At 31.8% G+C, this 26,884-nt stretch carries 30 protein-coding genes and 1 riboswitch; of the genes, 15 read left to right on the top strand and 15 right to left on the bottom strand.

Annotation, left to right across the window (positions count from 1 at the left end; all coding sequences use genetic code 11):
* Positions 1–45: 45 nt before the first annotated feature.
* From RG22_RS15905 to RG22_RS15890, 4 genes are all read right to left on the bottom strand, one after another.
* Complete coding sequence (locus RG22_RS15905) at positions 46–912, bottom strand: AraC family transcriptional regulator (protein ID WP_034045068.1); 867 nt, start codon at positions 910–912, stop codon at positions 46–48.
* A 202-nt stretch (positions 913–1,114) separates the two neighbouring features.
* A complete protein-coding gene (locus RG22_RS15900) occupies positions 1,115–1,411 on the bottom strand; it encodes a hypothetical protein (protein ID WP_034045065.1) in 297 nt (98 codons plus the stop codon).
* Positions 1,412–1,423: 12 nt separating this feature from the next.
* A complete protein-coding gene (gene cydB, locus RG22_RS15895) occupies positions 1,424–2,497 on the bottom strand; it encodes a cytochrome d ubiquinol oxidase subunit II (protein ID WP_034045063.1) in 1,074 nt (357 codons plus the stop codon).
* A 3-nt stretch (positions 2,498–2,500) separates the two neighbouring features.
* On the bottom strand, positions 2,501–3,832 hold the full coding sequence (locus tag RG22_RS15890; protein WP_034045061.1) for a cytochrome ubiquinol oxidase subunit I: 1,332 nt from the start codon (positions 3,830–3,832) through the stop codon (positions 2,501–2,503).
* Between the two features lie 156 nt (positions 3,833–3,988).
* Here RG22_RS15890 and RG22_RS15885 point away from each other — a divergent pair, with 156 nt between their 5' ends.
* Both RG22_RS15885 and RG22_RS15880 read left to right on the top strand, forming a co-directional pair.
* Positions 3,989–4,849 (top strand): AraC family transcriptional regulator, encoded by an 861-nt coding sequence (locus RG22_RS15885; protein ID WP_034045059.1) that lies wholly within the window; start codon positions 3,989–3,991, stop codon positions 4,847–4,849.
* 57 nt (positions 4,850–4,906) lie between these two features.
* The gene (locus tag RG22_RS15880) at positions 4,907–6,085 is read left to right on the top strand and encodes a heparan-alpha-glucosaminide N-acetyltransferase domain-containing protein (RefSeq protein WP_034045056.1); all 1,179 of its coding nucleotides are present in this window, start codon (positions 4,907–4,909) and stop codon (positions 6,083–6,085) included.
* An 11-nt stretch (positions 6,086–6,096) separates the two neighbouring features.
* Here the strand turns inward: RG22_RS15880 and RG22_RS15875 are convergent, their stop codons facing one another.
* Both RG22_RS15875 and RG22_RS15870 read right to left on the bottom strand, forming a co-directional pair.
* A complete protein-coding gene (locus tag RG22_RS15875; protein WP_052143787.1) occupies positions 6,097–6,588 on the bottom strand; it encodes a PAS domain-containing protein in 492 nt (163 codons plus the stop codon).
* A 105-nt stretch (positions 6,589–6,693) separates the two neighbouring features.
* A riboswitch (cobalamin riboswitch) is annotated at positions 6,694–6,822 on the bottom strand.
* A 30-nt stretch (positions 6,823–6,852) separates the two neighbouring features.
* Positions 6,853–7,458: a pyridoxamine 5'-phosphate oxidase family protein gene (locus RG22_RS15870; RefSeq protein WP_034045053.1), complete on the bottom strand. Its 606-nt coding sequence runs from the start codon at positions 7,456–7,458 to the stop codon at positions 6,853–6,855.
* A 143-nt stretch (positions 7,459–7,601) separates the two neighbouring features.
* Here RG22_RS15870 and RG22_RS15865 point away from each other — a divergent pair, with 143 nt between their 5' ends.
* Positions 7,602–7,952 carry a hypothetical protein gene (locus tag RG22_RS15865; protein WP_034045050.1) on the top strand — a complete coding sequence of 117 codons (351 nt, stop codon included), beginning with the start codon at positions 7,602–7,604 and terminating at the stop codon, positions 7,950–7,952.
* 45 nt (positions 7,953–7,997) lie between these two features.
* Here RG22_RS15865 and RG22_RS15860 read toward each other — a convergent pair whose 3' ends face one another.
* The 4 genes from RG22_RS15860 to dnaK form a co-directional block, all read right to left on the bottom strand.
* On the bottom strand, positions 7,998–9,269 hold the full coding sequence (locus RG22_RS15860) for a hypothetical protein (protein ID WP_034045048.1): 1,272 nt from the start codon (positions 9,267–9,269) through the stop codon (positions 7,998–8,000).
* Between the two features lie 60 nt (positions 9,270–9,329).
* Positions 9,330–10,277 carry an NAD(P)H-dependent flavin oxidoreductase gene (locus tag RG22_RS15855; protein WP_034045045.1) on the bottom strand — a complete coding sequence of 316 codons (948 nt, stop codon included), beginning with the start codon at positions 10,275–10,277 and terminating at the stop codon, positions 9,330–9,332.
* A 201-nt stretch (positions 10,278–10,478) separates the two neighbouring features.
* The gene (locus RG22_RS15850; protein WP_156113406.1) at positions 10,479–10,997 is read right to left on the bottom strand and encodes a lipocalin family protein; all 519 of its coding nucleotides are present in this window, start codon (positions 10,995–10,997) and stop codon (positions 10,479–10,481) included.
* Positions 10,998–11,143: 146 nt separating this feature from the next.
* Positions 11,144–13,051, bottom strand: coding sequence for a molecular chaperone DnaK (dnaK, locus tag RG22_RS15845; RefSeq protein ID WP_034045042.1), 1,908 nt, complete (start codon positions 13,049–13,051; stop codon positions 11,144–11,146).
* A gap of 305 nt (positions 13,052–13,356) precedes the next feature.
* Between dnaK and RG22_RS15840 the strand changes: the two genes are divergently transcribed.
* The 4 genes from RG22_RS15840 to RG22_RS15825 all read left to right on the top strand — a co-directional run bounded on the left by RG22_RS15840 (position 13,357) and on the right by RG22_RS15825 (position 17,956).
* Entirely contained in the window at positions 13,357–14,778 is a 1,422-nt protein-coding gene (locus RG22_RS15840) for an L-serine ammonia-lyase (RefSeq protein WP_034045040.1), read from the top strand.
* Positions 14,779–14,945: 167 nt separating this feature from the next.
* On the top strand, positions 14,946–15,764 hold the full coding sequence (gene panB, locus RG22_RS15835) for a 3-methyl-2-oxobutanoate hydroxymethyltransferase (protein ID WP_034045039.1): 819 nt from the start codon (positions 14,946–14,948) through the stop codon (positions 15,762–15,764).
* 88 nt (positions 15,765–15,852) lie between these two features.
* Positions 15,853–16,554 carry an RluA family pseudouridine synthase gene (locus RG22_RS15830; protein ID WP_034045037.1) on the top strand — a complete coding sequence of 234 codons (702 nt, stop codon included), beginning with the start codon at positions 15,853–15,855 and terminating at the stop codon, positions 16,552–16,554.
* 34 nt (positions 16,555–16,588) lie between these two features.
* Positions 16,589–17,956 carry an aldehyde dehydrogenase gene (locus RG22_RS15825; RefSeq protein WP_052143855.1) on the top strand — a complete coding sequence of 456 codons (1,368 nt, stop codon included), beginning with the start codon at positions 16,589–16,591 and terminating at the stop codon, positions 17,954–17,956.
* Between the two features lie 3 nt (positions 17,957–17,959).
* Here RG22_RS15825 and RG22_RS15820 read toward each other — a convergent pair whose 3' ends face one another.
* The 4 genes from RG22_RS15820 to RG22_RS15805 all read right to left on the bottom strand — a co-directional run bounded on the left by RG22_RS15820 (position 17,960) and on the right by RG22_RS15805 (position 20,638).
* Positions 17,960–18,775 (bottom strand): sensor histidine kinase, encoded by an 816-nt coding sequence (locus RG22_RS15820; RefSeq protein ID WP_034045031.1) that lies wholly within the window; start codon positions 18,773–18,775, stop codon positions 17,960–17,962.
* On the bottom strand, positions 18,768–19,475 hold the full coding sequence (locus RG22_RS15815; RefSeq protein WP_034045028.1) for a hypothetical protein: 708 nt from the start codon (positions 19,473–19,475) through the stop codon (positions 18,768–18,770). Before RG22_RS15815 ends, RG22_RS15820 begins: the two co-directional genes overlap by 8 nt.
* Positions 19,476–19,478: 3 nt before the next feature.
* Entirely contained in the window at positions 19,479–20,000 is a 522-nt protein-coding gene (locus RG22_RS17385) for a hypothetical protein (RefSeq protein WP_052143786.1), read from the bottom strand.
* A 179-nt stretch (positions 20,001–20,179) separates the two neighbouring features.
* Complete coding sequence (locus RG22_RS15805; RefSeq protein ID WP_034046213.1) at positions 20,180–20,638, bottom strand: Lrp/AsnC family transcriptional regulator; 459 nt, start codon at positions 20,636–20,638, stop codon at positions 20,180–20,182.
* A gap of 160 nt (positions 20,639–20,798) precedes the next feature.
* Between RG22_RS15805 and RG22_RS15800 the strand changes: the two genes are divergently transcribed.
* Together RG22_RS15800 and RG22_RS15795 are read left to right on the top strand one after the other, a co-directional pair.
* On the top strand, positions 20,799–22,001 hold the full coding sequence (locus RG22_RS15800; protein WP_034045025.1) for an aminotransferase class I/II-fold pyridoxal phosphate-dependent enzyme: 1,203 nt from the start codon (positions 20,799–20,801) through the stop codon (positions 21,999–22,001).
* A gap of 41 nt (positions 22,002–22,042) precedes the next feature.
* Positions 22,043–22,675: a MarC family protein gene (locus RG22_RS15795; protein ID WP_034045022.1), complete on the top strand. Its 633-nt coding sequence runs from the start codon at positions 22,043–22,045 to the stop codon at positions 22,673–22,675.
* A 1-nt stretch (position 22,676) separates the two neighbouring features.
* On the opposite strand, the gene RG22_RS17910 is transcribed toward RG22_RS15795, so the two are convergent.
* Positions 22,677–22,814, bottom strand: a complete 138-nt coding sequence (locus RG22_RS17910) for a hypothetical protein (RefSeq protein ID WP_156113405.1) — start codon at positions 22,812–22,814, stop codon at positions 22,677–22,679.
* Between the two features lie 151 nt (positions 22,815–22,965).
* Here RG22_RS17910 and nhaC point away from each other — a divergent pair, with 151 nt between their 5' ends.
* The 6 genes from nhaC (at position 22,966) to RG22_RS15765 (ending at position 26,811) form a co-directional block, all read left to right on the top strand.
* On the top strand, positions 22,966–24,441 hold the full coding sequence (gene nhaC, locus RG22_RS15790; protein ID WP_034045019.1) for a Na+/H+ antiporter NhaC: 1,476 nt from the start codon (positions 22,966–22,968) through the stop codon (positions 24,439–24,441).
* 136 nt (positions 24,442–24,577) lie between these two features.
* Entirely contained in the window at positions 24,578–25,216 is a 639-nt protein-coding gene (locus tag RG22_RS15785) for a peroxiredoxin (RefSeq protein ID WP_034045016.1), read from the top strand.
* 15 nt (positions 25,217–25,231) lie between these two features.
* A complete protein-coding gene (locus tag RG22_RS15780; protein ID WP_034045013.1) occupies positions 25,232–25,546 on the top strand; it encodes a thioredoxin family protein in 315 nt (104 codons plus the stop codon).
* On the top strand, positions 25,527–25,784 hold the full coding sequence (locus RG22_RS15775) for a DUF6952 family protein (protein ID WP_034045010.1): 258 nt from the start codon (positions 25,527–25,529) through the stop codon (positions 25,782–25,784). Before RG22_RS15780 ends, RG22_RS15775 begins: the two co-directional genes overlap by 20 nt.
* 138 nt (positions 25,785–25,922) lie before the next feature.
* Positions 25,923–26,429: a thiol peroxidase gene (gene tpx / locus RG22_RS15770; protein WP_034045007.1), complete on the top strand. Its 507-nt coding sequence runs from the start codon at positions 25,923–25,925 to the stop codon at positions 26,427–26,429.
* The gene (locus tag RG22_RS15765; RefSeq protein ID WP_034045004.1) at positions 26,422–26,811 is read left to right on the top strand and encodes a diacylglycerol kinase family protein; all 390 of its coding nucleotides are present in this window, start codon (positions 26,422–26,424) and stop codon (positions 26,809–26,811) included. The genes tpx and RG22_RS15765 overlap by 8 nt, the downstream gene beginning before the upstream one ends.
* The last annotated feature ends 73 nt before the right edge of the window (positions 26,812–26,884 follow it).

Raw genomic sequence — 26,884 nt, 5'->3', positions numbered from 1 at the left:
AAGTCCAAATAATGTGTTTTAAAGACCAAATGACTTGGAGAGCTATTAATTATGTGAATTCTGTGTTTTATATTGGTTGGGAGATAATTTATACTTTTGTTTAAAGACTTGAATAAAGTGTGAATTATTTTTGAATCCGCAATCGTAGCATACTTCGTTTATGGTTAAATCTGTACCCAATAGTAATGATTTTGCATGTTCTAATCTTTTATTTCGTAACCATTTACCTGGTGTAACGTTAAAGTTTTCTTTAAAACCTCTTTTAAATGAGGATAAACTTTTGCCACATAGTTTAGCAAAATCTTCAGTTTTTAAATTGTATTTAAAATTTTCTAACATTACATTTTCAATAGTAGCCTTACTACTTTCTGGTATTGAATTGAAAAAATTTAAAAGTTCTTTGTTTTTGGTATTGAGCACTAAATTGAATAAAAGCTCTTTAAACTTGATTTCTACAAGACTACGTGGAATTTCGTCTCCTTGTTTTAAATAATGAAAAATACTTTTTATTAATGTTTCGAATGAATCATTCGTATTAATAGGAATAATAGGATTCTGTTCTTCCTTAACATTTAGTTCTCTAGTAAAAAATGGATTATCAACAAGAAACCTCTTTATGAATTTATCATTGATAAAAAAGAGCATTACGCAATAATCGTTCTCTAAATATTGTTTTGTCGTGTACACACCTTTTCTAACAAAAAGCGCATCTCCAGCATTTAATGTATGTGTTTTTTTAGATGTAATCCAGTCTTTTTTACCGCTAATGACATAGGTGATTAAATGGCTCTCTATCCACAATTGATATTCTTCAATATTGATAGGACATTTATATTCTACGAATAAAAAATCATCACCAACAAGCTTGTTGAATTTTGGATGATTTTTAAAGTATTCGTATGCGTTAATCAATTTGTTATCTAGTTTTAAATATACCTAACAATTGGAATATAAATCCATTTCAATAGTTTATATCCACCGATAAGCAAGTTAGAATTTTATTATCGGAAAATCAATATATACATATACGTAATTTTTATAGCAACAATAACACGTTCCAAAAACTGAAAAGTGTTTAACTGTTAACTTAAAATTATTTCGCCTTTGCTAAAGGTTACTTATTAAATTTAGTTCTCAGTTTATGACTTAAAAATACCGCCATAGCACCTCCAAAAAAAGACACCAACATATTAATAATAAACAGTAACACATTTGCACTGCCTGATTGCATTATTTCTTGTGGATTAAACCCTAAGCGCTCAAAGACCTTAATGAAAAGAATACTGCCAAAAACGCCAGCAATTGTATTACCTATAACGCCAGAAGAATAGTTTTTAAAAAGAAAACCAAAGCTAAGCCCTCCTAGGATACCAATAAAAACACTAATTAAAGAAATTAAGGTATCAGTCATAAACTTAAAGTTTTAATGACCATAATCCATATGGTCAATCTTACCTCCCATTATTCTTTTTTGAACAATCATATATACAAAAAGAAGAATAAAACCAATAATACCCCAACCCATAGCTACCGATAAACCATAGTCTGAAGCCGCTGTATTGTAAATAGACAGTGGTTCGTTTACCTCATTTACAGAGGGCAATAAAACTGGGAATAAAGAGGCTAATGATGATGAAATACCACCTACTATTAATAGTGTTGAACATACAAAGCCATATCCGTCTTTCTTAAATTTATGTATAAAAAATAATCCCGTTAATCCTGTAATATAAATTAAAGGAAAAATTAATAAATACCATTTTTTAGCAAAATTATTTAGCGCATTTGGATTTACTATTTGCCAACATATTACAGATACAATAGTGAGCACTAATAACACACAATTTAACTTGAATATAACTTTTTTTAGTTTCGCGTTTATAGATGAATTGGTTTTTATAATAACCCAATTTGCCCCATGAATAGCTAGTGTAACGACACTTATCAAACCAATAATAATAGTGAACCAATCGATAACTCCAGGGTGCGCTGTTAATGGACTAAAACTTGAATTCCATAAGGGCAAGAAAAAGAAATGTGCTTCGTAAGTTGAAATACCATCTTTTACTCCTCCTAAATTAACACCTCTAACAATATTACCTAATGCAATACCAAAAAACAGTGCTAACATTAAGCTAGAAACTCCAAAGGATTTATCCCAAATATCTTTCCACATTTGATAATTAAATTGACTTCTAAACTCTAAGCCTATAGCTCGAAAAATAATTAACCATAATACAATAATTAATGGCAGGTAAAATCCGCTAAATACCGATGCATAAAAAGTTGGAAATGCCATAAATAACATACCGCCAGCTGCAACTAACCAAACTTCGTTTGAATCCCAAAACAATCCTGCAGACTTAGCAATAACTTCTTTATCTTTTTCTGATTTCGCAAAAAACAGATGGATAATACCTGTGCCAAAATCATAACCATCCAACACAAAAAACATAGCTAAAACAACTGCTATAATTAAAAACCAAAATATTTCCATAATTTAATGTGTTTGATGTTTTGGCCCCTGATGAATGGCTTTTCCAACGAGTACTAAAAATAGTAAACCAAGAAGCATATACAGTGCAACAAAACCTAGTAATGTAAATAATGTATTTCCTGAAGATACCGTTGGCGATACGCCGTCTGCTGTTTTTAATAAACCATAAACCAAATAAGGTTGTCTTCCTAATTCGGCTACATACCAACCTGTAATATTAGCAATATATGGGAACGGGACTAAAAACATAATAGTCCACAGTAAGGGCTTAATATTATATAATTTTTTTCGCCATAAAAAGAATCCTGCCAAACCCATAATACCTATGAAAATAGTACCCAAACCAACCATGATATGATACGAATAATAAAGTGCTGGAATATTATCGGGCAATTCATCTGCTTCAAAATGATCCATACCTACTATTTGTTTATCCCATTCTTGATAGGTTAAAAAACTAAGAATATTTGGCACAGCTATTTTATTATCTAACTTTTTTTCAACCATATTTGGTTGCCCTATGAGTACTATTTCGGCTCCTGCTTCTTCAGTTTCAAAAATGCCTTCCATAGCAGCAAATGAAGCGGGTTGGTATTTTGCAACATTTTTAGCGTTCCAATCGCCAGTTGGAAATGCAACTAGCAAACTAGAAATAAGGCCAAAAATAACGCCCGTTTTTAAAAACAGTTTTCCGTACTCAATATTTTTTTGTCTCAAAATATAGAACGCTCCAATGCTAGATACAACAAACGATGACGTTACTACTGATGCCAATTGGTTATGTAAAAAAGCGGGCAATAACCAAGGATTAGTAAATAATGCTGAAAAATTTTCTAATACGTATTTACCATTCTCTAAAACTTCATAACCAACTGGGTGTTGCATCCATGCGTTAGTAGCCAATATAAACCAGCCACTTGCCCAAGAGCCCAAAAACACTAAAAACCCTGTAAGAAAATGTAATTTTTGCCCCATTAGTTTTTCACCAAAAATAAAGAGCGCTAAAAAAGAAGATTCCAAGAAAAAGGAAAACATGCCTTCCATGGCCAAGGTTTGACCTATAATACCTCCTGTAAGTTCTGAAAACTTTGCCCAATTAGTACCAAATTGAAATTCCATAGGAATTCCTGTTATCACACCCATGGTGAAATTAATCGCAAAAATTCTCATTAAGAACTTTGCAGCCTCGTTATACTTTTCTACTTTTTTTCTTAAATACAGCCCTTTTAGAAAAACTATAATTAACGATAAACCCATGGTTAACTGAGGGAAAATGTAGTGGAACGTGATAGTAAATGCAAACTGCAGCCTATCATAAAATATCATATCTTCCATAGTTCAAATTTATGAAAAGATTTATTGAATTTTGATTAAAGCTTATACCAATTTAGCTTGTTTTACTAAAATTTTATGATTAAAAATAAAAGTGAGCAAGATTGGAAAAGTGTTTATATTAGTTTGCAAATACATTTGTGATACTAATACATAACAATGAAACAAAAACAAAGTAACAAAGCCTTTTACGACGAGAAATTAAACGTAATTATTGAGTACATTAATAATAATTTAGATAGTAAAATTGACGTAAAAACGCTTGCTGAGATCTCACATTTTTCACCGTTTCATTTTCATCGTATTAGTAGGGCTCTTTTAGGCGAACCCATTGGCGCATACATTTCTAGAACGCGACTAGAAACAGCTGCAAAAATGATTCGATACTCCACTTTAAACATTGAAGCCATTGCCTATAATGTTGGTTTTGAAACACCATCATCATTATCAAAAGCTTTTAAAATTCATTTTGGAATATCGCCTACAGAGTATCGAAAAAATAAATTATTCAATTTTAAAAAATCAAACATTATGAATGCCACATTAAGTATTAAAAAACCAAAAATTCAAGATATTGAAGACAAACAATGCTTGTATTACAGAATGCAGGGAGCTTACCAAACGTTAGATTATATGGGTGCATGGAAAAAGCTATGGGAACAAGTAAAAGCCCAAAAATTATTTACAAAAGGTATTCAGCATTTTGGGTTACCGTATGACGACCCAAAAGTAACCGACGAAGATAAAATTAGATACGATGCGTGTTTAATAATACATAAAGACGCTAAACCTATTGGAGATATTGGTGTGAAAATTTTAAAAGGCGGGAAATTTGCTGTGTTTTTATACCAAGGATCTTACAAATATTTTGCAGATGTTTATAATTATATTTTTAACGAATGGTTTTTAAACACTGATTATGAATTACGTGATGAACCTGTTAGAGAACGCTACATAAGTCACCCAGAACGTGTGGCAGAAGAAAAACTTAAAACAGAATTTTATATTCCTATTAAGTAGTCTTACAAGTATACTTTTGATTAAAAACCTTACTTTAGAGACTTATTTATCAAAAATATGAATAGAAGAAGAATAGCATCTATAGATATACTTAGAGCATTAACTATGGTTTTAATGATATGGGTAAACGATTTCTGGACACTTACTGGTGTGCCAAAATGGTTACAACACGCATCTGCATCAGAAGATTATTTAGGATTTTCGGATGTTATTTTTCCGCTCTTTTTATTTATTGTTGGTCTTAGTATCCCTTTCGCCATAAAGCAGCGACAAAATAAAGGAGATAGCTCAATTTCTATTTCTAAACATATCATAATTAGGTCTGTATCGCTTTTAATAATTGGTGTTTTTATGGTGAATTATGAAAGTGCTCATGAAAGTTTAGGTGTTGGAAAATATTGGTGGTGTATGCTTATGGCATTAGCAGTTGTACTCATTTGGATGCATTGGAAAAAAAGCCCCATACCAAAAAAATGGCATCCTATTTTACAAGGCATCGGTATTTTAATTCTTATATATCTGGCTTTTATTTATAAAGGTGGGGCTAATGGTGATATTGGCATGAAAACCCATTGGTGGGGTATTTTAGGACTTATTGGTTGGGCATATTTAGTAAATGCTTTGGTGTATGTTTTTTCAAAAGGAAACTTATACATTATGCTAGCGCTACTTCTTATATTTAATGCGCTTGCCGTTTTTGGGCAAATGGATTTATTACCGCCTCTTAATAAAAATTTAAGCTTCTTATCTGTAATTTATGGTGGTACTATTCCAGCATTAACCTCAGCGGGAATTGTTGCAACAATGCTTTATAAAAAATTATCTGCAAATCATAGCAAGTGGATATTTATAACACTTATAATTGTTGGAATTATATTTATAAGTTACGGGTTATTAACACGACCTATTTGGGGTATTTCTAAATTACAAGGTACACCATCGTGGTTAGCCATATGCTCTGGTATTGGTTTTATATCTTTTGCAATTTTATACTTTATTGCCGATATTAAAAAGCAAACAAATTGGGCTAAAATTATCGCTCCTGCCGGTACTGCAACACTTACTTGCTATATGGTTCCTTATTTTGTATATCCATTAAGAAACATAACAGGAATAAGGTTTGATGAATTTTTAAATACAGGGATTGTAGGACTTATTGGGTCTTTTATTTTTGCTTTACTAGTTGTTATTTTTACTGGTTGGATGGAGAAAAAAGGTTATAAATTGAAGCTTTAAATAACGCTGTTTTACATTCCAATTTCCTTTTCTATAGCCAAATGATGGATGGTTTTATCATTATTATCTTTAATTGGAAAGATTTCTATTTCGCAATTATATGGTGTACCATCCTTTTTATAGTTTATAATTTGTTCTTTAAATTGTTTTCCGTTATTCAAGTTTTTCCTAATACTCCTTTTTGTTTGTTCTGAAGAACCTTCACCTTGTAAAAAATTAGGCTTTTTACCTTTAGCATAATTAGCAGGGTAACCTGTCATTTTAGTAAACCCCTTATTTACCCATTGAATGTGTTGATTATTATCTGTAAGTATTAGTGCTTCAAAGTCCTTGTCTGTAAATAATTTTTCAATATTTAATGACCAATTGAATTTTTCTTTAAAGGCTTTTAAAGTATCTAATTCTGTCTCTCTATTAAAGTTGGTAGTCTGTTCTGTTAAGTACATTGCATAAATATCCCAACATAACAAAGGTCCTCTTAAAAATCTTTCTTTGGTTTTCATAACTTCTTTTTTGGTGCAGTGATATAAAGAAGCAAGACATTAATTATTAAAACAATTTTAATGATTAAGTAAAAATGTCTTGACTTAGCTTTAATCGCGAAAGCACAGTTTGTCTATTATAAAGTAAGTATCTGGCTTGTAATTAATATTACTTACAGTTGCGCGACAGCTTGTGATTTTAACACAATTCCTTTTTAACTAGCAAATGCTAAACCTTTATAATAATAAATCAAAGATATTCTTTTGAAGGTTTGGAAACAAATTCTATAAATCTTTTTGATATCGTTCTTCCATAGCTTTACGAGTTTCTGGTGCTTCTTTAGAACCTAACTGATCTTTAAGTATTTGCCCCATAGTTGGAAATTCGTCACGATTAATCTTAGAAGACTCATCCCATAATTTGGAGCGCATAAAGGCCTTGGCACAATGCAAAAACACTTCTTCAACAGTAATAACAATACAGCTTTTTGGTAGATTTTGTTCCGAAGTAAATAAGTTTATATGATTTTTGTTTGTTGATAAATATGCGCTACCATTAATACGTAAAGTTTCATCGACTCCAGGAATTAAAAATATTAAACCCATGTTTCCAGTTTCAATAATATTTGATAAACTATCCATTCTATTATTGCCTTTGGCATCTGGAATAATAATTTCTGAATCACTAATTACTTTTACAAAACCTGATGCTCCTCCTCTTGGTGATGCATCATGCTTTCCTTCTTTATTTGACGAAGATAATATCAAAAAAGGCGACTTTTCTATAAAATTAATGGCATGTTTATCTAGTCTAGAAAACACTTTATCTTTTGCTCTTCCGCTAGGGTAACCATATAACGTTCGAAGTTGCGTTTCTGCAGTAATCTTCATAGCTCAATAATATTCAATTAATTAGTAAATTTAATTCAAATTATGCCCAATAATCAAATAAAAAGGTATTTCATCAAATATTTATTAGTGCTACAGTAAATATTACTTACAATTATACCTAAGTAACCAAATACCAATTAAATATGAAGGCATTTATTATAATTTTAGCATTATCTTTTACAGGCTTATGTAAAGCACAAACTATTTCTACGGACGATAAGTTACATTTTGGTGCTGGTGCTTTAATATCGGCAACAGCCTACACCATAGTATACACTACTACAAAGAATAAAAAGAAAGCCTTTTGGTATAGTTTGGGTGCTTCTACCCTAGCTGGTCTTGCAAAAGAAGTTTATGATAGCGGTAAAGAAAATAACAAATTCGACACAGGAGAATGGGGAGCTACTACATTAGGTGGTTTAACAGCAAGTGCAACTATTAGTTTGTTTGTTGGAAAAAACAAAAGAAATGCTAAAATTGCTTTGGTTAATTAACTAAGTGGTTAATACTATTTTTAGGTAACAAACGTCTCTTTTATTTTATTGGCATTCGAAACACCTCATTAGTGAATGTGAAATTTGTGTATCCTCAGACCCTTTTAAAGCCTCGTTAAGTTCTCCACGCTCATCTATTACTTTTTTAAATTCTACGGCATAATGAACTAAGCTATCTCTACGGCTTTTTATTTTCTCTGTAATTTCCTTTCCATCAAGATTAGAAATTGCTTTATTCCAAACACGTAAAGAATTATCAATAACCTGATTGGTTAATTTGTTCTGCAAGTATTTTGCTTCCTCAATAAAGATAGCCTTAGGCGTTTGAAGTAAAAAATACCTATCAAAAGGATAAACAAGACCTGGTAAAAAATCTATATCTCTTTCAAATGGTCGTAGCATGGGCTCTATGTTTTCATTTGCTATTAAAGATGGAATAACACCCTCTATATTAAAAAATGCATTGTCTCGATCTGCTGCTATTGGAAATGCTAAATATTGACCTTCATTCTTTTGAATAGCCCATCCCCATTGTTTTGTATGTCTATCCCAATCACCAATTAAAAGGTCAAATAATCGAGAACGCACCAATGCTTTCTTATTTATCATTACATTTTTAGGGTTACCAAATTTAAGCTTCTGCAAGTCCTTAGTATCAATAATCTTAATGATATTCTCAAGAGATGTCCAGTTTTTTTCGCTATCAGATTCGTATTCTAATAAAAATAAGCGGTTTCCGTATTTAGCATTAAATTCTCCTAATAGCTTTTGTTTTGGAATAAAGACTAATTTGGGATTAGTATGAATAACCATAGAAGATTCCGCAAGTTTTGCAGCTAGTATAGCACCATAAGGATGCTGAGCAGAGATACCATCAACAACAATGTTTTCAAGGCCCAATACTCTTAGAAATTCTGGAATTAGAGGCTTTGGATCCTTATTAACACTTCGTAAAGTATACATGATGCCATTAGGAGACTTAAGTTTTAATGAGTGTGTTTGTTTACCTCCTCCTTCTTTTATTATAGTCATACCCCCAAAAAGTGTGTCAAGAAAAACAACAGGCGCTTTTATTGGTGTTGACCAAGCTTCTCTATATTGTTCTCCTTGTATAAATTCTTTGATATTTTCTCCCTCATAAAGCATACTGGCTGCTATTAAAACTGAATCATAATCTTTAAAATTTATCAACTCGATGTTGTCAATATTTATGAGTTTTCCTCGTTCGAATTCCTTGTCAGTACTTGAAACCGACCAATAGATTAAACCTATGATAATAATAAAAAGTAAGATAAAAGCTGTTAGAATTTTCTTCATAAAAAGCAATTTAAGTATATAATATTATACTCTTATCAAAATAATCTTTAAATTTTAAACCTAATTAATCAAGCGATTAATAATATCTTTAGTTGGTAAAATTTCTGTTGTGTGCTCAATACTCGGTCCTGCAACCCAAACTGTTTTATAAGTTGCTTTGGTTGCTGCATTTTTTGTAGCGTTCATTCCAATTGAAAACCGAATCATTTTAACCCACTTTTTAAGCTTTTTGTTTTTATTTAAAACTGATTCTAACCATGTTTGTTTGGTTCCTATTTTTTGAACATAAGGTGTATTTATTACTGTACATGGTGTACCTGAAATACGCTCAGTCATTATAATATCTTGAGCACCATATTCTACACAAGCTTGTTTGTATTCGTCTGTAACGCTAGCTTCAATAGAAGCTATAAAAGGACTTCCTACCGAAACACCTTCAGCTCCGTAACTCAGCATTTTATCAATATCTGCTTTACAACCAACGCCACCTGCTGAAATTATTGGAATATCACAATTAGCCACTAACTCTTTTATTAGGTTTTCTGGTGTTACATTACCTCGGTGTCCACCTGCTTCGTTATTAACTGCAATAACAGCATCTGCGCCTAGGACTTCAACTTTTTTTGCAAACTTTAAATCGACCACATCGCAAAATACTTTTATACCTACTTTATGGGCTTGATTTATGGTTTCTTCTGGACTACCTAAAGACGTGATAATAAAATCGCAGCCTTCTTCACAAAGCACACGTAATTGCTCTTTATATTTTAGATTGGATTTATTTACAATTAAATTAAATCCAAATGAACCGCCTTCTACTTTGTTGTGGTGTAATTCTTTTATTGCGGCACGTAATTCATCAAGCGTTCGGTAATTAAGTGCAGGAATACATCCCGCAATACCACCTTTCATTGCCTCGGTTACCATAGCAACATTCGATACTAAAAACATAGGTGCTTGTATTATTGGATACTTAATATTTAAAAGTTGTGTGAGTTTAGTTGCCATGATTTGAAATTAGTTTAACAAATATAACAAATATTATGCACGCATAATAAAACAACATGTGATATAAATATCTACAGAAATATTTTAGATAAGGTTCTTTCTTTATGCTGAAAAAGGAGTGTTAGTTTTCAACTTAATACATATCTACCATAAAGTATTTTTAATCTGAATTGGCATCATTTAAAACTAAAAACAATATACTTATTGTTTATTAAACGACATAATTGCATTTACTGTAGTTAAAATACTTACTCCTTGCTGCGATAAGTCTTCTTCTGTTGATACTGATAGTTTAAGTTCATTTTCTGTTAGTTCAATAATTTTATAATCATAAGATTTACCTCCTCCTGAAACTGTAAGTGTATTGTTATTTTTAATCCAGGTTTCTGCTTCTAAAAATTCAATATTTTCCAAATCTTGAGTTGATGTTTGTCCTAAAACTGTAGTTGTTAATTTAATACTATAACTACCTTCAGAAACTATAATGTTTGGGCTTTCATTGAAAGTAAGCGTATAATTCATATCATATGCTTCACCTATAAAATCAGCATTTATAATTTGACCTTGAGCATTAGTCACTGTTTTTCCATTATAATCTAAAGTTATTCCTTTCCAAATTCCAACTATATCTTCAGAATTAATAAGTACATCAACACTTTCAGTATTACAGGATGTAAATATAACAGTCAACATTATAAAAAGAATGCTTAATTTTCTCATGTTTTAAAGTTTGTTTAACAAGTAGCAATATTAGTAAGAAAACGCATATAAAAAAAACGCAATCATTAATTTGATTGCGTTTTTATAACTTCTAGCTTTTTATTTAACTTCTTCAAAGTCTACCCTTCGACTTCGCTTAGGACAGGCTACTTGACTTCTTCGAAGTCTACGTCTTCCACATCGCTTCCTTCTGCTTGTCCGTTTTGGCTAGCATCTGGTCCTGGTGCTTCTCCTGCTCCTTGTTGTGCTTCAGCTTGCGCTTTGTACATTTCTTCAGAAGCTACTTTCCAAGCTTCGTTTATTTTATCTAAAGCAGGAGTAATAACATCTAAATCTTTAGTTTCGTATGCTTTTTTCAATTCTTCTAAAGCTTCAACGATTGGTTGTTTTTTATCATCAGATAATTTATCACCAAACTCTTCTAATTGTTTTTCCGTTTGGAAAATCATAGAATCTGCTTCATTTAATTTTTGAGCACTTTCTACTGCTTTTTTATCTGCTTCAGCATTAGCTTCAGCATCTGCTTTCATTTTTTGAATTTCTTCTTCAGTTAAACCAGAAGATGCTTCAATACGAATATCTTGTGTTTTATTAGTCGCTTTATCTGTTGCTGTTACGTGAATAATTCCGTTAGCATCAATATCAAAAGTTACTTCAATTTGTGGTGTGCCACGTCTTGCTGGTGGAATACCATCTAAGTGAAAACGTCCAATAGTTTTATTATCGGCAGCCATCGCTCTTTCTCCTTGTAATACATGAATTTCTACAGAAGGCTGATTATCTGCTGCTGTAGAGAACACTTGCGATTTCTTGGTAGGAATCGTTGTATTCGCTTCAATAAGCTTTGTCATTACATTACCCATAGTTTCAATACCAAGGGATAAAGGTGTTACATCTAAAAGTAGTACATCTTTAACATCTCCTGTTAAAACACCTCCTTGAATTCCAGCACCTAAAGAAACAACTTCATCAGGATTTACACCTTTACTTGGTGTTTTTCCGAAGAACTTCTCAACCGCCTTTTGTACCGCAGGAATACGTGTAGAACCACCTACTAAAATAACTTCATCAATATCTTTAATTGACAAGCCAGCAGCTTTTAATGCCGTTTGACAAGGTTCAATTGTTCTTTTTACTAAATCGTCAATTAATTGCTCAAATTTAGAACGTGTTAGTGTACGCACTAAGTGCTTTGGTCCACTTGCAGTAGCCGTAATATATGGCAAGTTAATTTCTGTTTGCTCTGAAGATGATAACTCAATCTTAGCTTTTTCAGCAGCTTCTTTTAAACGTTGTAAAGACATTGGGTCTTGACGTAAATCCATAGACTCTTCTGCCTTAAACTCGTCTGCTAACCAGTTGATTATTTTTTCATCAACATCATCACCACCCAGGTGTGTATCTCCATCTGTAGACAGTACTTCAAATACACCATCACCTAATTCTAGGATAGATACATCATGCGTTCCTCCACCAAAGTCAAAAACCACTATTTTTTGGTCTGTTCCTTTTTTGTCCATACCGTAAGCTAATGCAGCTGCAGTTGGTTCGTTTATAATTCTACGAACTTTTAAACCTGCAATCTCACCAGCTTCTTTAGTAGCTTGACGTTGTGCATCGTTAAAATAAGCTGGTACAGTAATTACTGCTTCGCTTACTGATGTTCCTAAATAATCTTCAGCAGTTTTCTTCATTTTTTGAAGAATCATAGCCGATAATTCTTGTGGCGTATATAAACGACCATCAATATCTACACGTGGTGTATCGTTATCACCTTTAACCACTTTATATGGTACGCGTTCTGCTTCTTTTTTAGATTCAGAATATTTATTTCCCATAAAACGTTTAATAGAATAAACGGTTTTTGTTGGGTTTGTAACTGCTTGACGTTTTGCTGGATCACCAACTTTAATTTCACCTCCTTCAACAAAAGCGATTACCGATGGTGTAGTACGTTTACCTTCTGCGTTTGGGATTACAACAGGTTCGTTACCTTCCATTACAGAAACGCAAGAGTTGGTTGTTCCTAAATCGATTCCAATAATTTTACTCATAATATTTTTATTTGTGTTGAATGTTCATTTTTTAATTCGGTTTGTATAAGTCAATCTTTATGCCAACTAAAAAATGCTGACACAGTGTCAGATTTTCAGTCAACAGTCGCTAGCAAACAGTCTTTCTTCATTTTTTATGTTCTGGACGCTATCTAATTAGAGCGGGGAACACCTAAACTCTGCGAATCTTAGTATAATAACAACAAGATTAAATCATTCAAGATAATTAATGAAATTCGTGTCAAAAAAAATATAATTGCTTGCAAAACAATTTATATTTGCCAAACTATAACGATTGAGTAATTATGGAATGTATTTCTGTTTTCGATATGCTAAAGATTGGTGTTGGCCCTTCAAGTTCACACACACTTGGTCCTTGGCGCGCTGCCGAACGTTGGATTAAAGAGTTAAAAACAGCAAATAAGTTTGATAAAGTTGAAACTATTTCTGTAGATTTATACGGTTCACTATCATTAACAGGAAAGGGTCATGCCACAGATTATGCTGTAATGCTAGGTTTAAGTGGTGCTAATCCAGAAACTATTCCAACGGCAGATATCGATAAAACAGTTGCTGCCATTAAAAACACCAAAACATTACTTTTTAATGGTGAAAAATCTTTAGTATTTAACACAGAAACTGATATTGTTTTCAATAGAAAGTTTTTGCCATTTCATTCTAACGGAATGACTTTTACAGCTATTATTAATGGACGGAAATCAAAATCAACCTTCTACTCTATTGGCGGTGGATTTGTTGTAAAAGAAGAACGTACAAATCATAAACGAAACTTTGAAATAAAATGCACTTTTCCATATCCTATTGATAAAGGCACAGAGCTTTTACAGTTTTGTAAAAATTTGAATTTGCCTATTTCTCAAGTTGTTTTAGAAAATGAAAAATCTATTCGCTCAGAAGAAGATATTGATAGCGAACTACAACGCATTTGGGACACTATGCTAGAATGCATGTACATAGGTTGCCATACAGAAGGAAACCTTCCTGGAGGTTTAAATGTAAGACGACGCGCTTACGATATACATCAAAATTTAAAAGGCGAAAGACCATATAATAATCCTGTAGAATGGATTTACTCTATAAGAGATACCGAAGTTAAATTTAGACAAATTATAAAATGGGTAAGTTGTTTTGCTTTGGCAGTCAACGAAGTTAATGCTGCTTTAGGTCGTGTAGTTACAGCACCAACCAACGGAAGTGCTGGTGTTATTCCTGCTGTTCTTATGTATTATTTAGTTATTGAGAACCATGATGGAAATTTTGAAGATATCAAGCGTTTTTTATTAGTTGCTGGTGAAATCGGAAGTATTTTTAAAAAAGGGGCAACCATTAGTGCTGCCATGGGTGGTTGTCAAGCAGAGATAGGGGTATCGTCGGCTATGGCTGCAGGTGCATTAACCGAATTGCTTGGTGGCACACCAGAACAGGTTTTAGTAGCCGCAGAAATTGCTATGGAACATCACCTAGGGCTAACCTGCGATCCTATTGGTGGATTGGTTCAAATACCTTGCATAGAACGCAATGCTATGGGTGCTATAAAAGCTATAAATGCAGCAGAACTAGCATTGGATACAAATCCTGAAAATGTAAAAGTACCATTGGATAAAGTAGTAAATACGATGTGGGAAACAGCAAAAGATATGCATTCTAAATATAAGGAAACCTCAGAGGGTGGTTTAGCCGTTGGAGTTTATTTAACAGATTGTTAGGTTCTGTTTTCAAGCTTACTCAAGTTCTTAAAAACTCACAGTTCTTCTTTTGTATTCTGTCTTATGCAATATGCTCTTTTTCAATTTGCTGTCTTTGCGAGATAAATATCACTTGGTATAATACTTAATTTACTATTTTTACATTCTATCAAAATAAGAAACTAAAAATGTCTACAGCAAAAAAAGAATACAAACGCATTACCGTTAAAACATTGGTTGATATGAAAGCCAATGGTGAAAAAATATCGATGCTAACGGCTTACGATTATACTATGGCAAAAATTGTAGATGGTGCAGGCATTGACGTTATTCTTGTTGGGGATTCAGCTAGTAATGTAATGGCTGGACACGAAACCACGTTGCCAATTACTTTAGACCAAATGATATATCATGCATCATCTGTAATTAGAGCCATTGATAGATGTCTAGTAGTAGTAGATTTACCTTTTGGAAGTTACCAAAGTGATCCAAAAGAAGCACTTCGTTCGGCAATTAGAATTATGAAAGAAAGTGGTGCGCATTCAGTAAAAATGGAAGGCGGACGCGAAATAAAAGAATCGATAAAACGAATATTAAATGCTGGAATTCCTGTGATGGGACATTTAGGATTAACACCTCAATCTATATATAAGTTTGGGACATATACGGTTAGAGCAAAAGAAGAGCAAGAAGCAGAAGATTTAATTGAAGATGCTAAAATGCTTGAAAAAATAGGCTGTTTCGCTATTGTGCTTGAAAAAATCCCTGCTAAACTTGCTAAACAAGTTGCCGAAAGCGTTAGCATTCCTATTATTGGAATTGGAGCTGGAAACGGTGTTGATGGTCAAGTTTTAGTGTTACACGATATGTTGGGAATGACACATGAATTCAATCCACGTTTTTTACGAAGATATATGAATTTATATGAAGACATGACTAGTGCTATTTCGCAATATGTTGATAATGTAAAAACACAGGATTTCCCTAATGACAATGAACAGTATTAAGTTCACAGTCTCAGTATTCAGTCTTACTCAAACGCTTAAAAAATTTACGTCTTAACGTCTTTGGGAGACAAACAAAATTATAGAATTCGTGTCAGAAAAAATTCTTTCCAATAAATCAAATCTTAATGTGCTTTACGAAGACAATCACATCATCATCATCAACAAACGTGTTGGTGATATTGTTCAAGGCGACAAAACTGGAGATAAGCCATTAAGCGACGTTGTAAAAGACTATATAAAAGATAAATACAATAAGCTAGGAAATGTGTATTTAGGCACTGTGCATCGATTAGACAGACCAACTTCTGGCCTCGTAATTTTTGCAAAAACAAGCAAAGTTTTACCGCGACTTAATAAGTTATTTGTTTCAAAGAATATTAGTAAAACTTATTGGGCTGTTGTTAAAAACGAACCACAAAAAGCTGAAGACACACTCATTAATTGGCTAAAAAAAAATCCTAAGAATAATAAATCTTATGCTTATAATAAAGAAGTAGCCGATAGTAAAAAGGCGATTCTTCACTATAAAGCAATAAAGAAACTCGATAACTATTTTTTATTAGAAATCAATTTAGAAACTGGGAGACATCATCAAATACGAAGTCAGTTATCAACTATGGGCTGCCCCATTAAAGGCGATTTAAAATACGGATTTGACAGAAGTAATAAAGATGCTGGTATCCATCTGCATGCTAGAGAGATTCAATTTATTCATCCTGTTTCTAAAAAAACAATTCATATAACTGCTCCACTACCTAAAGATTCGGTTTGGAAGGCTTGCTTAGCTTAATTTAGTATCTTTATAAAAAACGACATTGAATACTATTCCTAATATAATTTCTGCTCAAAAAGCCTTTTTTAAAGCACAAAAAACTAAAGGCATTTCTTTAAGAATAAATTTGCTTAAAAAACTAAAACAAGAAATTATAGCGCGTGAGCAAGATATTTTTGGTGCTATATATAAAGATTTTAAAAAGTCCTCGTTTGAAGCTTTTTTAAGTGAAAATGGATTAATAATAACTGAAATTAATTTAGCAATAAAAAATCTTAAAACATGGAGTAAACCAGAACGGGTAAAATCGTCTTTGTTATTATTTCCATCCAAAGATTATATTTATAAATCCCCCTACGGCACCGTACTTATTATTGGCCCTTGGAATTACCCGTTTCAACTCGCTATAAACCCTTTAATAATAGCAATTGCCGCAGGTAACACCGTAGTTTTAAAACCTAGTGAGCTCACACCAAATACATCACAACTGATAGCAGATATTGTGAAAAACATATTTCCAGAAGAGATGGCCACAGTTATTCAAGGCGGTATCCCTGTTTCTACTGAACTTTTAAAACAGCATTGGGATTATATTTTTTTTACTGGAAGTGTATCTGTTGGAAAAATTGTGGCTAAAGCTGCAGCAAAACATTTAACACCTGTAACTTTAGAATTGGGTGGCAAATCACCTTGCATTATAGATGACACCATAAATTTAAAGCTTACGGCTAAACGTTTGGTTTGGGGTAAATTCTTTAATGGCGGACAAACCTGTATTGCTCCAGACTACTTAATTGTAAAAGCTTCAATAAAAAATGATTTGATAAATAATTTGAAGCATGAAATAACTAAAGCTTATGGTGATGTTAAAAATTCTGAGGATTACCCTAGGATAATTAATCATAAAAACTTTTTAAGATTAACCAACCTACTAAATGATGTAAATATTGCACACGGTGGTGACTTTGATGAAAAAGAATTATACATAGCGCCAACGCTTATTGATGAGCCAGATTTAGACAGCAATGTGATGAAAGATGAAATTTTCGGACCAATTTTACCTGTTCTTTCTTATGAAACTGAAAGCGATATTGAATCAATAATATGGCATTTTGAAAAACCGTTATCGCTTTATGTGTTTTCAAAAAATAAATTTTTTATTAAAAATACTATTGAAAAATTTTGTTTTGGCGGTGGTGTAATTAACGACACTTTAATTCATTACGGCAACTCTAATTTACCGTTTGGAGGCATTGGATCTAGTGGCATAGGAGCTTATCACGGCAAATTTGGTTTCGATACGTTTTCGCATAATAAAGCTATTATAAAACGAGGAAATTGGTTTGACCCACCTCTTAGATATGCGCCATACAGAGGCAAATTAAAACTATTGAAAATTCTTTTTAAATGGCTTTCGTAATTACTAAATTGGATAGCTTAAAGTTAATGTTACACCCTCGTTTGATTTTGAATACAAATCTAATTCAGCATTAATTAAGGCCGCTCTACTCTGCATATTTATTAAACCTGAACCTTTTTCAATAGTAGTTATATCAAAGCCTTTTCCGTCATCTGATGCAGTAATTATTAAAGTATTTGGTTTATACTCTAAAATGATTTTGAGGTTTTTAGCATCAGAATACTTAACCGAGTTTGATAAAAATTCTTGTAATATTCTAAAAATAATAATTTCGTGCTTTCTATTTCTAAAATCAACTTTATTTCCTTTAATTTTAAGTTGAGCAGAAGCAAATTTCATCCTTTTTAAACGATCTAATTCATTACTAATAGATTTTTCAAAACCGATGTTTAGCACTACCTCATTATTTAATGTTTTTGAAAGCGAGCGTACTTCTTTTAAACTCTCTTTAAGTGCATCAGAGGTATCTTTAAATTTATCCTTTACATCATCAGTAACTTGAGTTTTTAAAATACTTAACTGCATACTTGCAAAAGCCAATAACTGTCCTACATTATCGTGTAACTCCCAACCAATGTTTTTTAATGTTTGCTCTTGGCTTTCAGTTTGAGCCAATGCAATTTCTTCTTCAAAAGCTTGTTGCTGCTTAATCCTATCCATGAGCAACTTGTTTTTTCGTCTTTGAAAGACCACAAAAAACACAACAACTAAAGCCGTAATAATGATTAATACCATAATCATATATATTAGCAAATAGCGTTCAGAAGCTGTAGAAACAGGCTTAGTTTGGGTTAAAAATATATTTAAATAGTTATTCATTTTTAGAATCAGGTTTACAATAAATTAAAGCAAATGTAAAGGTTGAGTACATAAAAATATTTGCAAATAGATAGATTTGCCATTTTAAGAAAATAAAATTCCAATCATCATTTGAATGGTATATATCATAAAACACTAAAGGTGTAATAATTAACCACCAAATAAATATTGCAAAACTTATATAGAAATTTATAGACTTATAAAAGGTTAATATTTTATCGCTTTGTAAGACTTCAATAAAATAAAACACCGAGCATAAAAATATAATAATAGCACCTAGAATACTTATGATTGGGAAAAATGTATTAAAAAACTTACCCCAATTAAGAGCAATATAAATTACAGAAAAAAAGAAAAAAGCATAACCGCTTATCTTAATTATATTTTTAAACTGAACTGTTTTTAATATTTTTGAGTAATAAAATACAAAAAAAAGTATAGCTCCAACTTTCCAATAAGATGTTGACCACCAATGGTTTGTTGCGAAAATCGTTTTTTTTAAAAAATTAAGAAACCCATTGTCAACATAATTTTTATATTGTCCAAAAAAATCACAAATCGTTAGATAAACTAAAAAGTAAATAAAATACTTTACTTCAGTATTTTTGTATAGTTTAAACAAAAACACACCCGTTATAGCTGCCATGGCTTCAACAGAGTGTGTTATTATTCCATAGTTATTTAATAGAAATTCTTCCACAAACTATTTAGGATAACCTGAGCCTCCTCCTTGTCCATCATTTAAAGGAGGGCATTCAGGACAATCTCCATTATTTTGAAAACTAAAGTTAAACGGATTCATACTAGCGTTTGCCTTACCTTTCTTAACAGTTGGCACCAAAAACATAGTCGTTAAATTCTTTTTAGTTTGTCCTGCATTATCTCCATAAACGCCTAAATATAAACGAATACCTGTCATGTCATACTTTAAGCTATCAGTTACATGCTTTGAGTAAGCTATGTAATTTTCAATATCGTTTAAAGACCACCAAGTAGAACGATCGTCTTTATTTCTTCCTTGTTTTTTAGCCGCAGAATCTACAGCAGCTTCTCTGTATTCTGTCCAATTATCATTTAGCTTTTTAGCTTGTCCTGGTGCTATAACACCTTTTGGTTTAATAATTTCAACATCTACAATGTCTTCGCATAAATCTCTTGGACAAAAATAATACGTTGCAAAAGCACCTAAAAGAAATCCTAAAATAATGTAGCTTAATCTTTTCATGCGTTAGTTCTGTTTTAATTGTTAATAGTAGCTGGTCTAAAATAGTAAAAAGATTTAATTAAAGTAGGATTATATATATTAAAATGAAAACTCATGGATAAATTAAGTAGGAAACCTAAACAAGTTACTCATGCCTAATAGCTTATAACAAAACTTATAGTTACTAAACATACAATTTGTTACATATTAATTGCTGTAGTATGCTTCACTTCATTAATAACGAACATACTATGTGTACTACCAATATGATTGATTGTTGTTAGTTTTTTTACCATGAATTCTCTAAAAGCCGTCATGTCTTTTACCAATACTTTTAGTAAATAGTCGTAATCACCACTAATATGATAACACTCTAATACCTCAGTTAATCGGTTGACTTCTTTTTCAAAACTAACCACAAAATCCTGACTATGCTTTTCTAATTTTATATGACAAAACGCCACAAAAGATTTATCGATTTTTTCTTTGTTAACAAGCGCAACATATTTATTAATACACCCTCCTTTTTCAAGCTTTTTAATACGTTCGTAAACCGCAGTAACTGATAGGTTTAATTTATTTGAAAGCGCTTTATTGGTTTGCTTGCTGTCTTCTTGCAAGTAAAATAAGAGCCTTTTGTCTATATCATCAAAAACCATAATCGAAAAATTTTCATAAAGATACCAAATAATCATTAGTTTGTAAATTTTAGATCTATTTTTAATCATTAAATTAGATTTATTTTCTAAATTACAAATGTAATATTGTTTTATAATCTAAATAGATTGAGTTTTGTCTAAATAACCAAACTCAATAACTATGGCTTTTAAACCCGCAAATAACATTCAAGATTTACAATATTTCGGTGAATTCGGAGGCGTTAACCCTTCTATATCTGACTCATCTACTTATACATTTTTATCTGCAAAAACCATGTTTGATACTTTTGAAGGAAATGCAGATGGTTGCTATTTATATTCGCGCCATTCATCACCTTCAAATCTATATTTAGGCGAAGCTTTAGCAGCCATGGAAGGTACAGAAACCGCAAATGTTTCAGCCTCAGGAATGGGTGCAATCACACCAGTTTTATTACAACTTTGTGGCGCAGGTGACCATATCGTTTCAAGCAGAACTATCTACGGAGGAACTTATGCTTTTCTAAAAAATTTTACGCCACGTTTTAATATTGAAACATCGTTTGTTAATATAACAAAATTAGATATTGTTGAAGCAGCCATTACAAAAAATACTAAGGTTTTGTATTGCGAATCGGTTAGCAATCCGCTCTTAGAAATTGCCGATATTAAAGGTTTAGCAGCCTTGGCTAAAAAACATAATTTAAAATTAGTAGTTGATAATACGTTTTCTCCATTATCAATATCTCCTGTAGTTTTAGGTGCAGATATTGTAATTCACAGTTTAACAAAATTTATTAACGGTTCTAGCGATACGGTTGGAGGAGTGGTTTGTGGTACTCAAGAATTTATTAACGATTTACGAAATGTAAACAATGGTGCCTCAATGCTTTTGGGTTCTACTATGGATAGCTTAAGAGCCGCTTCGGTGTTGAAAAATTTAAGAACTTTACATATTCGCATGCAACAACATAGTTTTAATGCTTCTTTTTTAGCTGAAAAATTTGAAACTGATGGTTTAAAAACGGTTTATCCAGGTTTAAAATCACATCCTTCTCATGAATTATTCAAATCCATGATGAATGAAAAATACGGATTTGGAGGCATGCTAACCATTGATGTTGGAACATTAGAAAAAGCCAACGAACTTATGGAAATGATGCAAGAGAAAAACTTAGGATACTTAGCCGTAAGCCTTGGGTTTTACAAAACACTATTTTCTGCTCCGGGAAGCTCTACCTCTTCTGAAATTCCTGAAGATGAACAAAAGAAAATGGGTTTAAGCGATGGGTTAATTCGCTTTTCTATTGGGTTAGATGCCGATGTTGAGCGCACTTATAAAATGATGCGTGATTGTATGATACAATTACAAATCTTAAAATAAAGCATTCCTTTTGTTAAAACAAACCTTTTAAATTCAACAAAATGAGTGACATCATAGCTTTTGGAATTTTATCATTTACATCGTTTTTTACATTAATAAATCCTTTTGGAACCATGCCTATCTTTATGACGATGACAGCCGATTTAGATCAAAGCCATAGAACCAGAACCGCAAAAAAAGCATCAATTGTTTCTTTTATTACTATAATAATTTTTGCTTTTTCTGGGCAATTGCTATTTAATTTTTTTGGAATATCTGTAAATAGTTTTCGAATAGTTGGTGGCGTTATTTTTTTCTTAATGGGGATGGATATGCTACAAGCTAGATTAGGAAAAGTTAAATTGAAAGATTCTGAAATCAAAACCTATGTAAACGACATTTCTGTAACTCCTTTGGCTATTCCTATGATATGTGGCCCAGGAGCTTTAACGAATGCTATAGTAATGATGGAAGATGCAAATACTATTGAAAAAAAAGGTGTTCTAATTTTCGCTGTTCTTATAGTTATTATACTTACTTATTTAATACTTTACAGCTCTTCGAGAATAATTAAAGTTTTGGGTGAAACTGGAATAAACGTTATGATGAGATTAATGGGTTTAATAGTTATGGTGATTGCCGTTGAATTCTTTTTTAGTGGCTTAAAACCTATAATAATTGATATAACTCAATAGCCTACATTCCTTTTAATCGTTCCCAAAGTGAGGTCAAAACACTACTAAAATCATCAACTTTAGGTTCAAAAGGTTTCATATTTAATCTGTTATTCTTTTTGTAAAGCAATAAGCTAAATACTGAAGTTTTTGAATTCATTTCACCTAAAAAGTTCCTCCAATAGTTCCTAAAACAATTTGAGTTAATGAATCTATTCAGTTTTAAATAATCAAGTGCAAAAGTACAGAACTATTTCTATTTGCATACATCCTTTGAAAATCGTAACATTACGAGACTAAAAAATAATTATATGCAAGACGGCGACAATATTTCTGAGTTTAAGGCAGACAAGCAAAATATTATTGAAAACAAAGAATTAAACTTCAAAGAAGCTTTAATTCCAGTTATAGTATTAATGGGCATGCTAGCCTATAACATTTTTTTTGTTGAAGACCAAGAATGGTTTGGAGCTTATACTAATCAAATTATTTTACTAATTGGTGGTTTTGTTTCCGCCATTGTTGGAGCCTTTAACAAAGTATCTTTTAGCAGAATGCAAATCGAAATCTGGGAAAACTTAAAAAGTGTTTTTGTACCAATAATGATACTTTTTTTAGTGGGTGCATTAGCAGGAACATGGTTAGTTAGTGGTGTAATTCCAGCTATGGTATATTATGGATTACAAGTGTTAAGTCCTGACATATTTTTACCTGCATCGGTTATTATTGCAGCAATAATATCTATTGCAACTGGTAGTTCGTGGACAACATCTGCAACTGTTGGCATTGCATTAGTTGGCATTGGAACTGCATTAGGTATAAACCCAGGCATGATTGCTGGTGCTGTAATTTCTGGCGCCTATTTTGGTGATAAAATGTCGCCTTTAAGTGATACTACAAACCTTGCTCCTGCGATGGCTGGAACAGATTTATTTACTCATATAAAGTATATGACAATTACAACAGTACCCACAATTATAATCACACTTGTTGCTTTTAGTATTATAAGTATGAATATTGAAACATCTGGAAGTGCAGATATTAGTAATTTATTAGACACAATAGATACAACTTTCAATATTTCTCCGTGGTTATTTTTAGTTCCTGCGGCTGTAATCGTATTAATTCTTTTAAAAACGAAACCATTAATTGCACTTACAACCGGTGTAATATTAGCAGGAATATTTGCATTTATATTTCAATCAGAAATACTAAGCAGCCTAAATGATTCTAAGTTAAATGCGATTATCATATCAATTTTAACTGATACACAAATAACAACTGAAAATGAAAAGCTGAATGAACTATTCTCTTCTGGCGGAATGAATGGTATGCTTTGGACCATATTTTTAATAGCCTGTGCTATGGTATTTGGTGGCATTATGGATGCTATTGGCGCATTAGCTCGAATTACTAAAGCATTATTATCGGTAGCCAATACTGTTTTTGGGTTATTTGCTACTACTGTGATTAGCTGCTTAGGATTAAATGCTATTGCTTCTGATCAATATTTAGCCATTGTGATTCCTGGAAAAATGTTTAAAAAAGCTTATGAAGACAAAGGCTTAGCTCCAGAAAATTTAAGCAGAACTCTTGAAGATTCTGGAACTGTAACTTCGGTTCTTATTCCTTGGAACACCTGTGGTGCGTACCAATCTGGTGTATTAGGTGTTGGTGTTGCTGAGTATTTTGTTTATGCCATTTTCAATTGGCTAAGTCCTTTTACAACACTTCTTTTTGCAGCTTTAAATATTAAAATTAGGCAGCTATATTTAAATAGCAAATAATTATTGGTTTTATTATTAATGATAGTTTAAATCTATTAGTGGATAAAAAATTAAAATTTTATTTCTATCGAAAAATTTAAGTGGTGTGTTATCTTTGTATTAAAGAAATTATTAACAATTAAAATATAAAATTCACATGTCATTTGTAGGTAAAAAATTTCCAGATTTAAACGTAGACGCCATGAACGAAATGGGCGACACATTTAAAGTAAATGTTCTTGAAGAAGCCATTAACAACAAGAAAAAAGTAGTATTATTTTGGTATCCAAAAGATTTTACATTTGTATGTCCAACCGAATTACATGCCTTTCAAGCGGCATTACCAGAATTTAAAAAGCGTAACACCATTGTTATTGGAGCATCTTGTGATACGCCAGAAGTTCATTTTGCTTGGTTAAGTACAGCAAAAGATAATGGTGGAATTGAAGGTGTTACTTATCCTATTTTAGCTGATAGCAATAGAAATCTTTCAAGTATTTTAGGTATTTTAGATATAACAAATGAAACTTACGACGAAGAATCAGGAACGGTACAAGTTGAAGGCGACAATGTAACCTATCGTGCAACTTATGTAATTGACGAAGATGGCGTTGTACAACACGAAAGTATTAACAATATGCCATTAGGAAGAAATGTTGGTGAATACATTCGTTTAATTGATGCGTTAACACACGTTCAAGAAAAAGGCGAAGTTTGTCCAGCTAACTGGGAAGAAGGTAAGGATGCTATGGCACCAAATGCTAAAGGAACTGCTAAATATTTAGCTTCTCATTAATGATAAAGTAAAGTTATGATTCAAGAATTAGAACAAGATAATTTAGGCGACATCATTTCTAGTAACAATACTGTAGTTGTGCAATACTCTGCAACTTGGTGTGGTAACTGTCGAATAATGAAACCCAAATTTAAAAAGCTAGCTTCAGAAAATGAATCTATTTTATTTGTTATTGCAGATGCTGAAAAATTTCCAGAATCTAGAAAATTAGCAACAGTCGATAATTTACCAACATTTGCTACATTTAAAAATGGAACTTTCGTAAATCAAGTTCAAACTAACAAATTTGAAATTTTAAAAGAATTAGTAAATGAAGTTACCAGTAATTAAACACCTTATACAATTCATTGAAGACAACGATGAAGATTTTGTAATAGAAACTATTGAAACCTTAGAGGCTCTAACAGAAGTTCCTTCTATAAAAGATGAAGAATTAGATGTTATTGGCGAGCTAATATCAAATATGTATGGCGCTATTGAAGTCAATAAAATGATAAAAGATGGCACACCTAAAAAGGAAGCTTTAAATAGTTTTATGAAACGTGTTTTAGGTTCTATTGATACTTAATCATAGATTAATAATACATTAAAAACGCTTTGTCTATTAAAAAGATAAAGCGTTTTTTGTTGAAATAATTTTAATAATGATAAGTGTTAAAAGATTAAATATTCATATTTTTAAATTCTAATTTAATAAATAAACAAAATGGCAACAGTTACGTTAAAAGGAAACGCAATAAATACATCTGGAAATTTACCAAAATCAGGAACAAAAGCTCCAGATTTTTTACTAACAGCTGCAGATTTATCTACAAAAAGCTTAAGCAATTATACAGGTCATAAATTAGTATTAAACATTTTTCCGAGTGTGGATACTGGAACCTGCGCACAATCTGTTAGAGAATTTAATAGAGAAGCAAGCGAATTAGAAAACACAAAAGTACTTTGCATATCACACGATTTACCATTTGCCCATGCACGCTTTTGTGGTGCAGAAGGTTTAGAGAATGTGATTAGTTTATCGGATTACAAAGATGGAAGTTTTGGAAAGGCATATGGTTTGAACTTTATTGATGGACCCTTAGAAGCTTTACATTCGCGTTGCGTTGTGGTATTAGATGAAAATCATAACGTTAAGTACACCGAACAAGTAAGTGAAACAGTTGACGAACCAAACTATAAAGCGGCATTAGAGGCGTTATTGGATGAGTAAAAAAGACTCTTTTTTAGTTAATCGCTTAAAAAGTGTGGGTTATGCTTTTAAAGGTGCAATATTACTTTTAAAAACAGAGGCTAGTATAAAAATACAGTTTTTTATAGCCATTATTGTAACTATTTTAGGATTCATATTAAATATTTCAACTAGCGAATGGATTGTGCAATGTTTAGCCATTGGTATGGTTATGAGTATAGAAGGCATTAATACAGCTATTGAAGCAATAGCAGATTTTATGCATCCAGAATATCATAAAAAAATAGGGTTAATAAAAGATATTGCTGCTGGTGCAGTTTTTATTGCTAGTATTTTTGCTATTATAATTGGCTTTATAATTTACCTTCCTAAGATTTTTAATATACGATTACCCTTAGGATAAACGTTAGTAATTTGTATTTTTGTCGAGTTGTTTTTACAACTCAATTTTAAAATTAAAAGATTTACGCTTTCGC

Origin of the sequence: Wocania ichthyoenteri Th78 (genome assembly GCF_000789235.1) — a bacterium.
Lineage (GTDB): Bacteria > Bacteroidota > Bacteroidia > Flavobacteriales > Flavobacteriaceae > Wocania_A > Wocania_A ichthyoenteri.
Note: the sequence above shows the minus strand (reverse complement) of the source record. Positions and strands in the feature narration are given on the sequence as shown.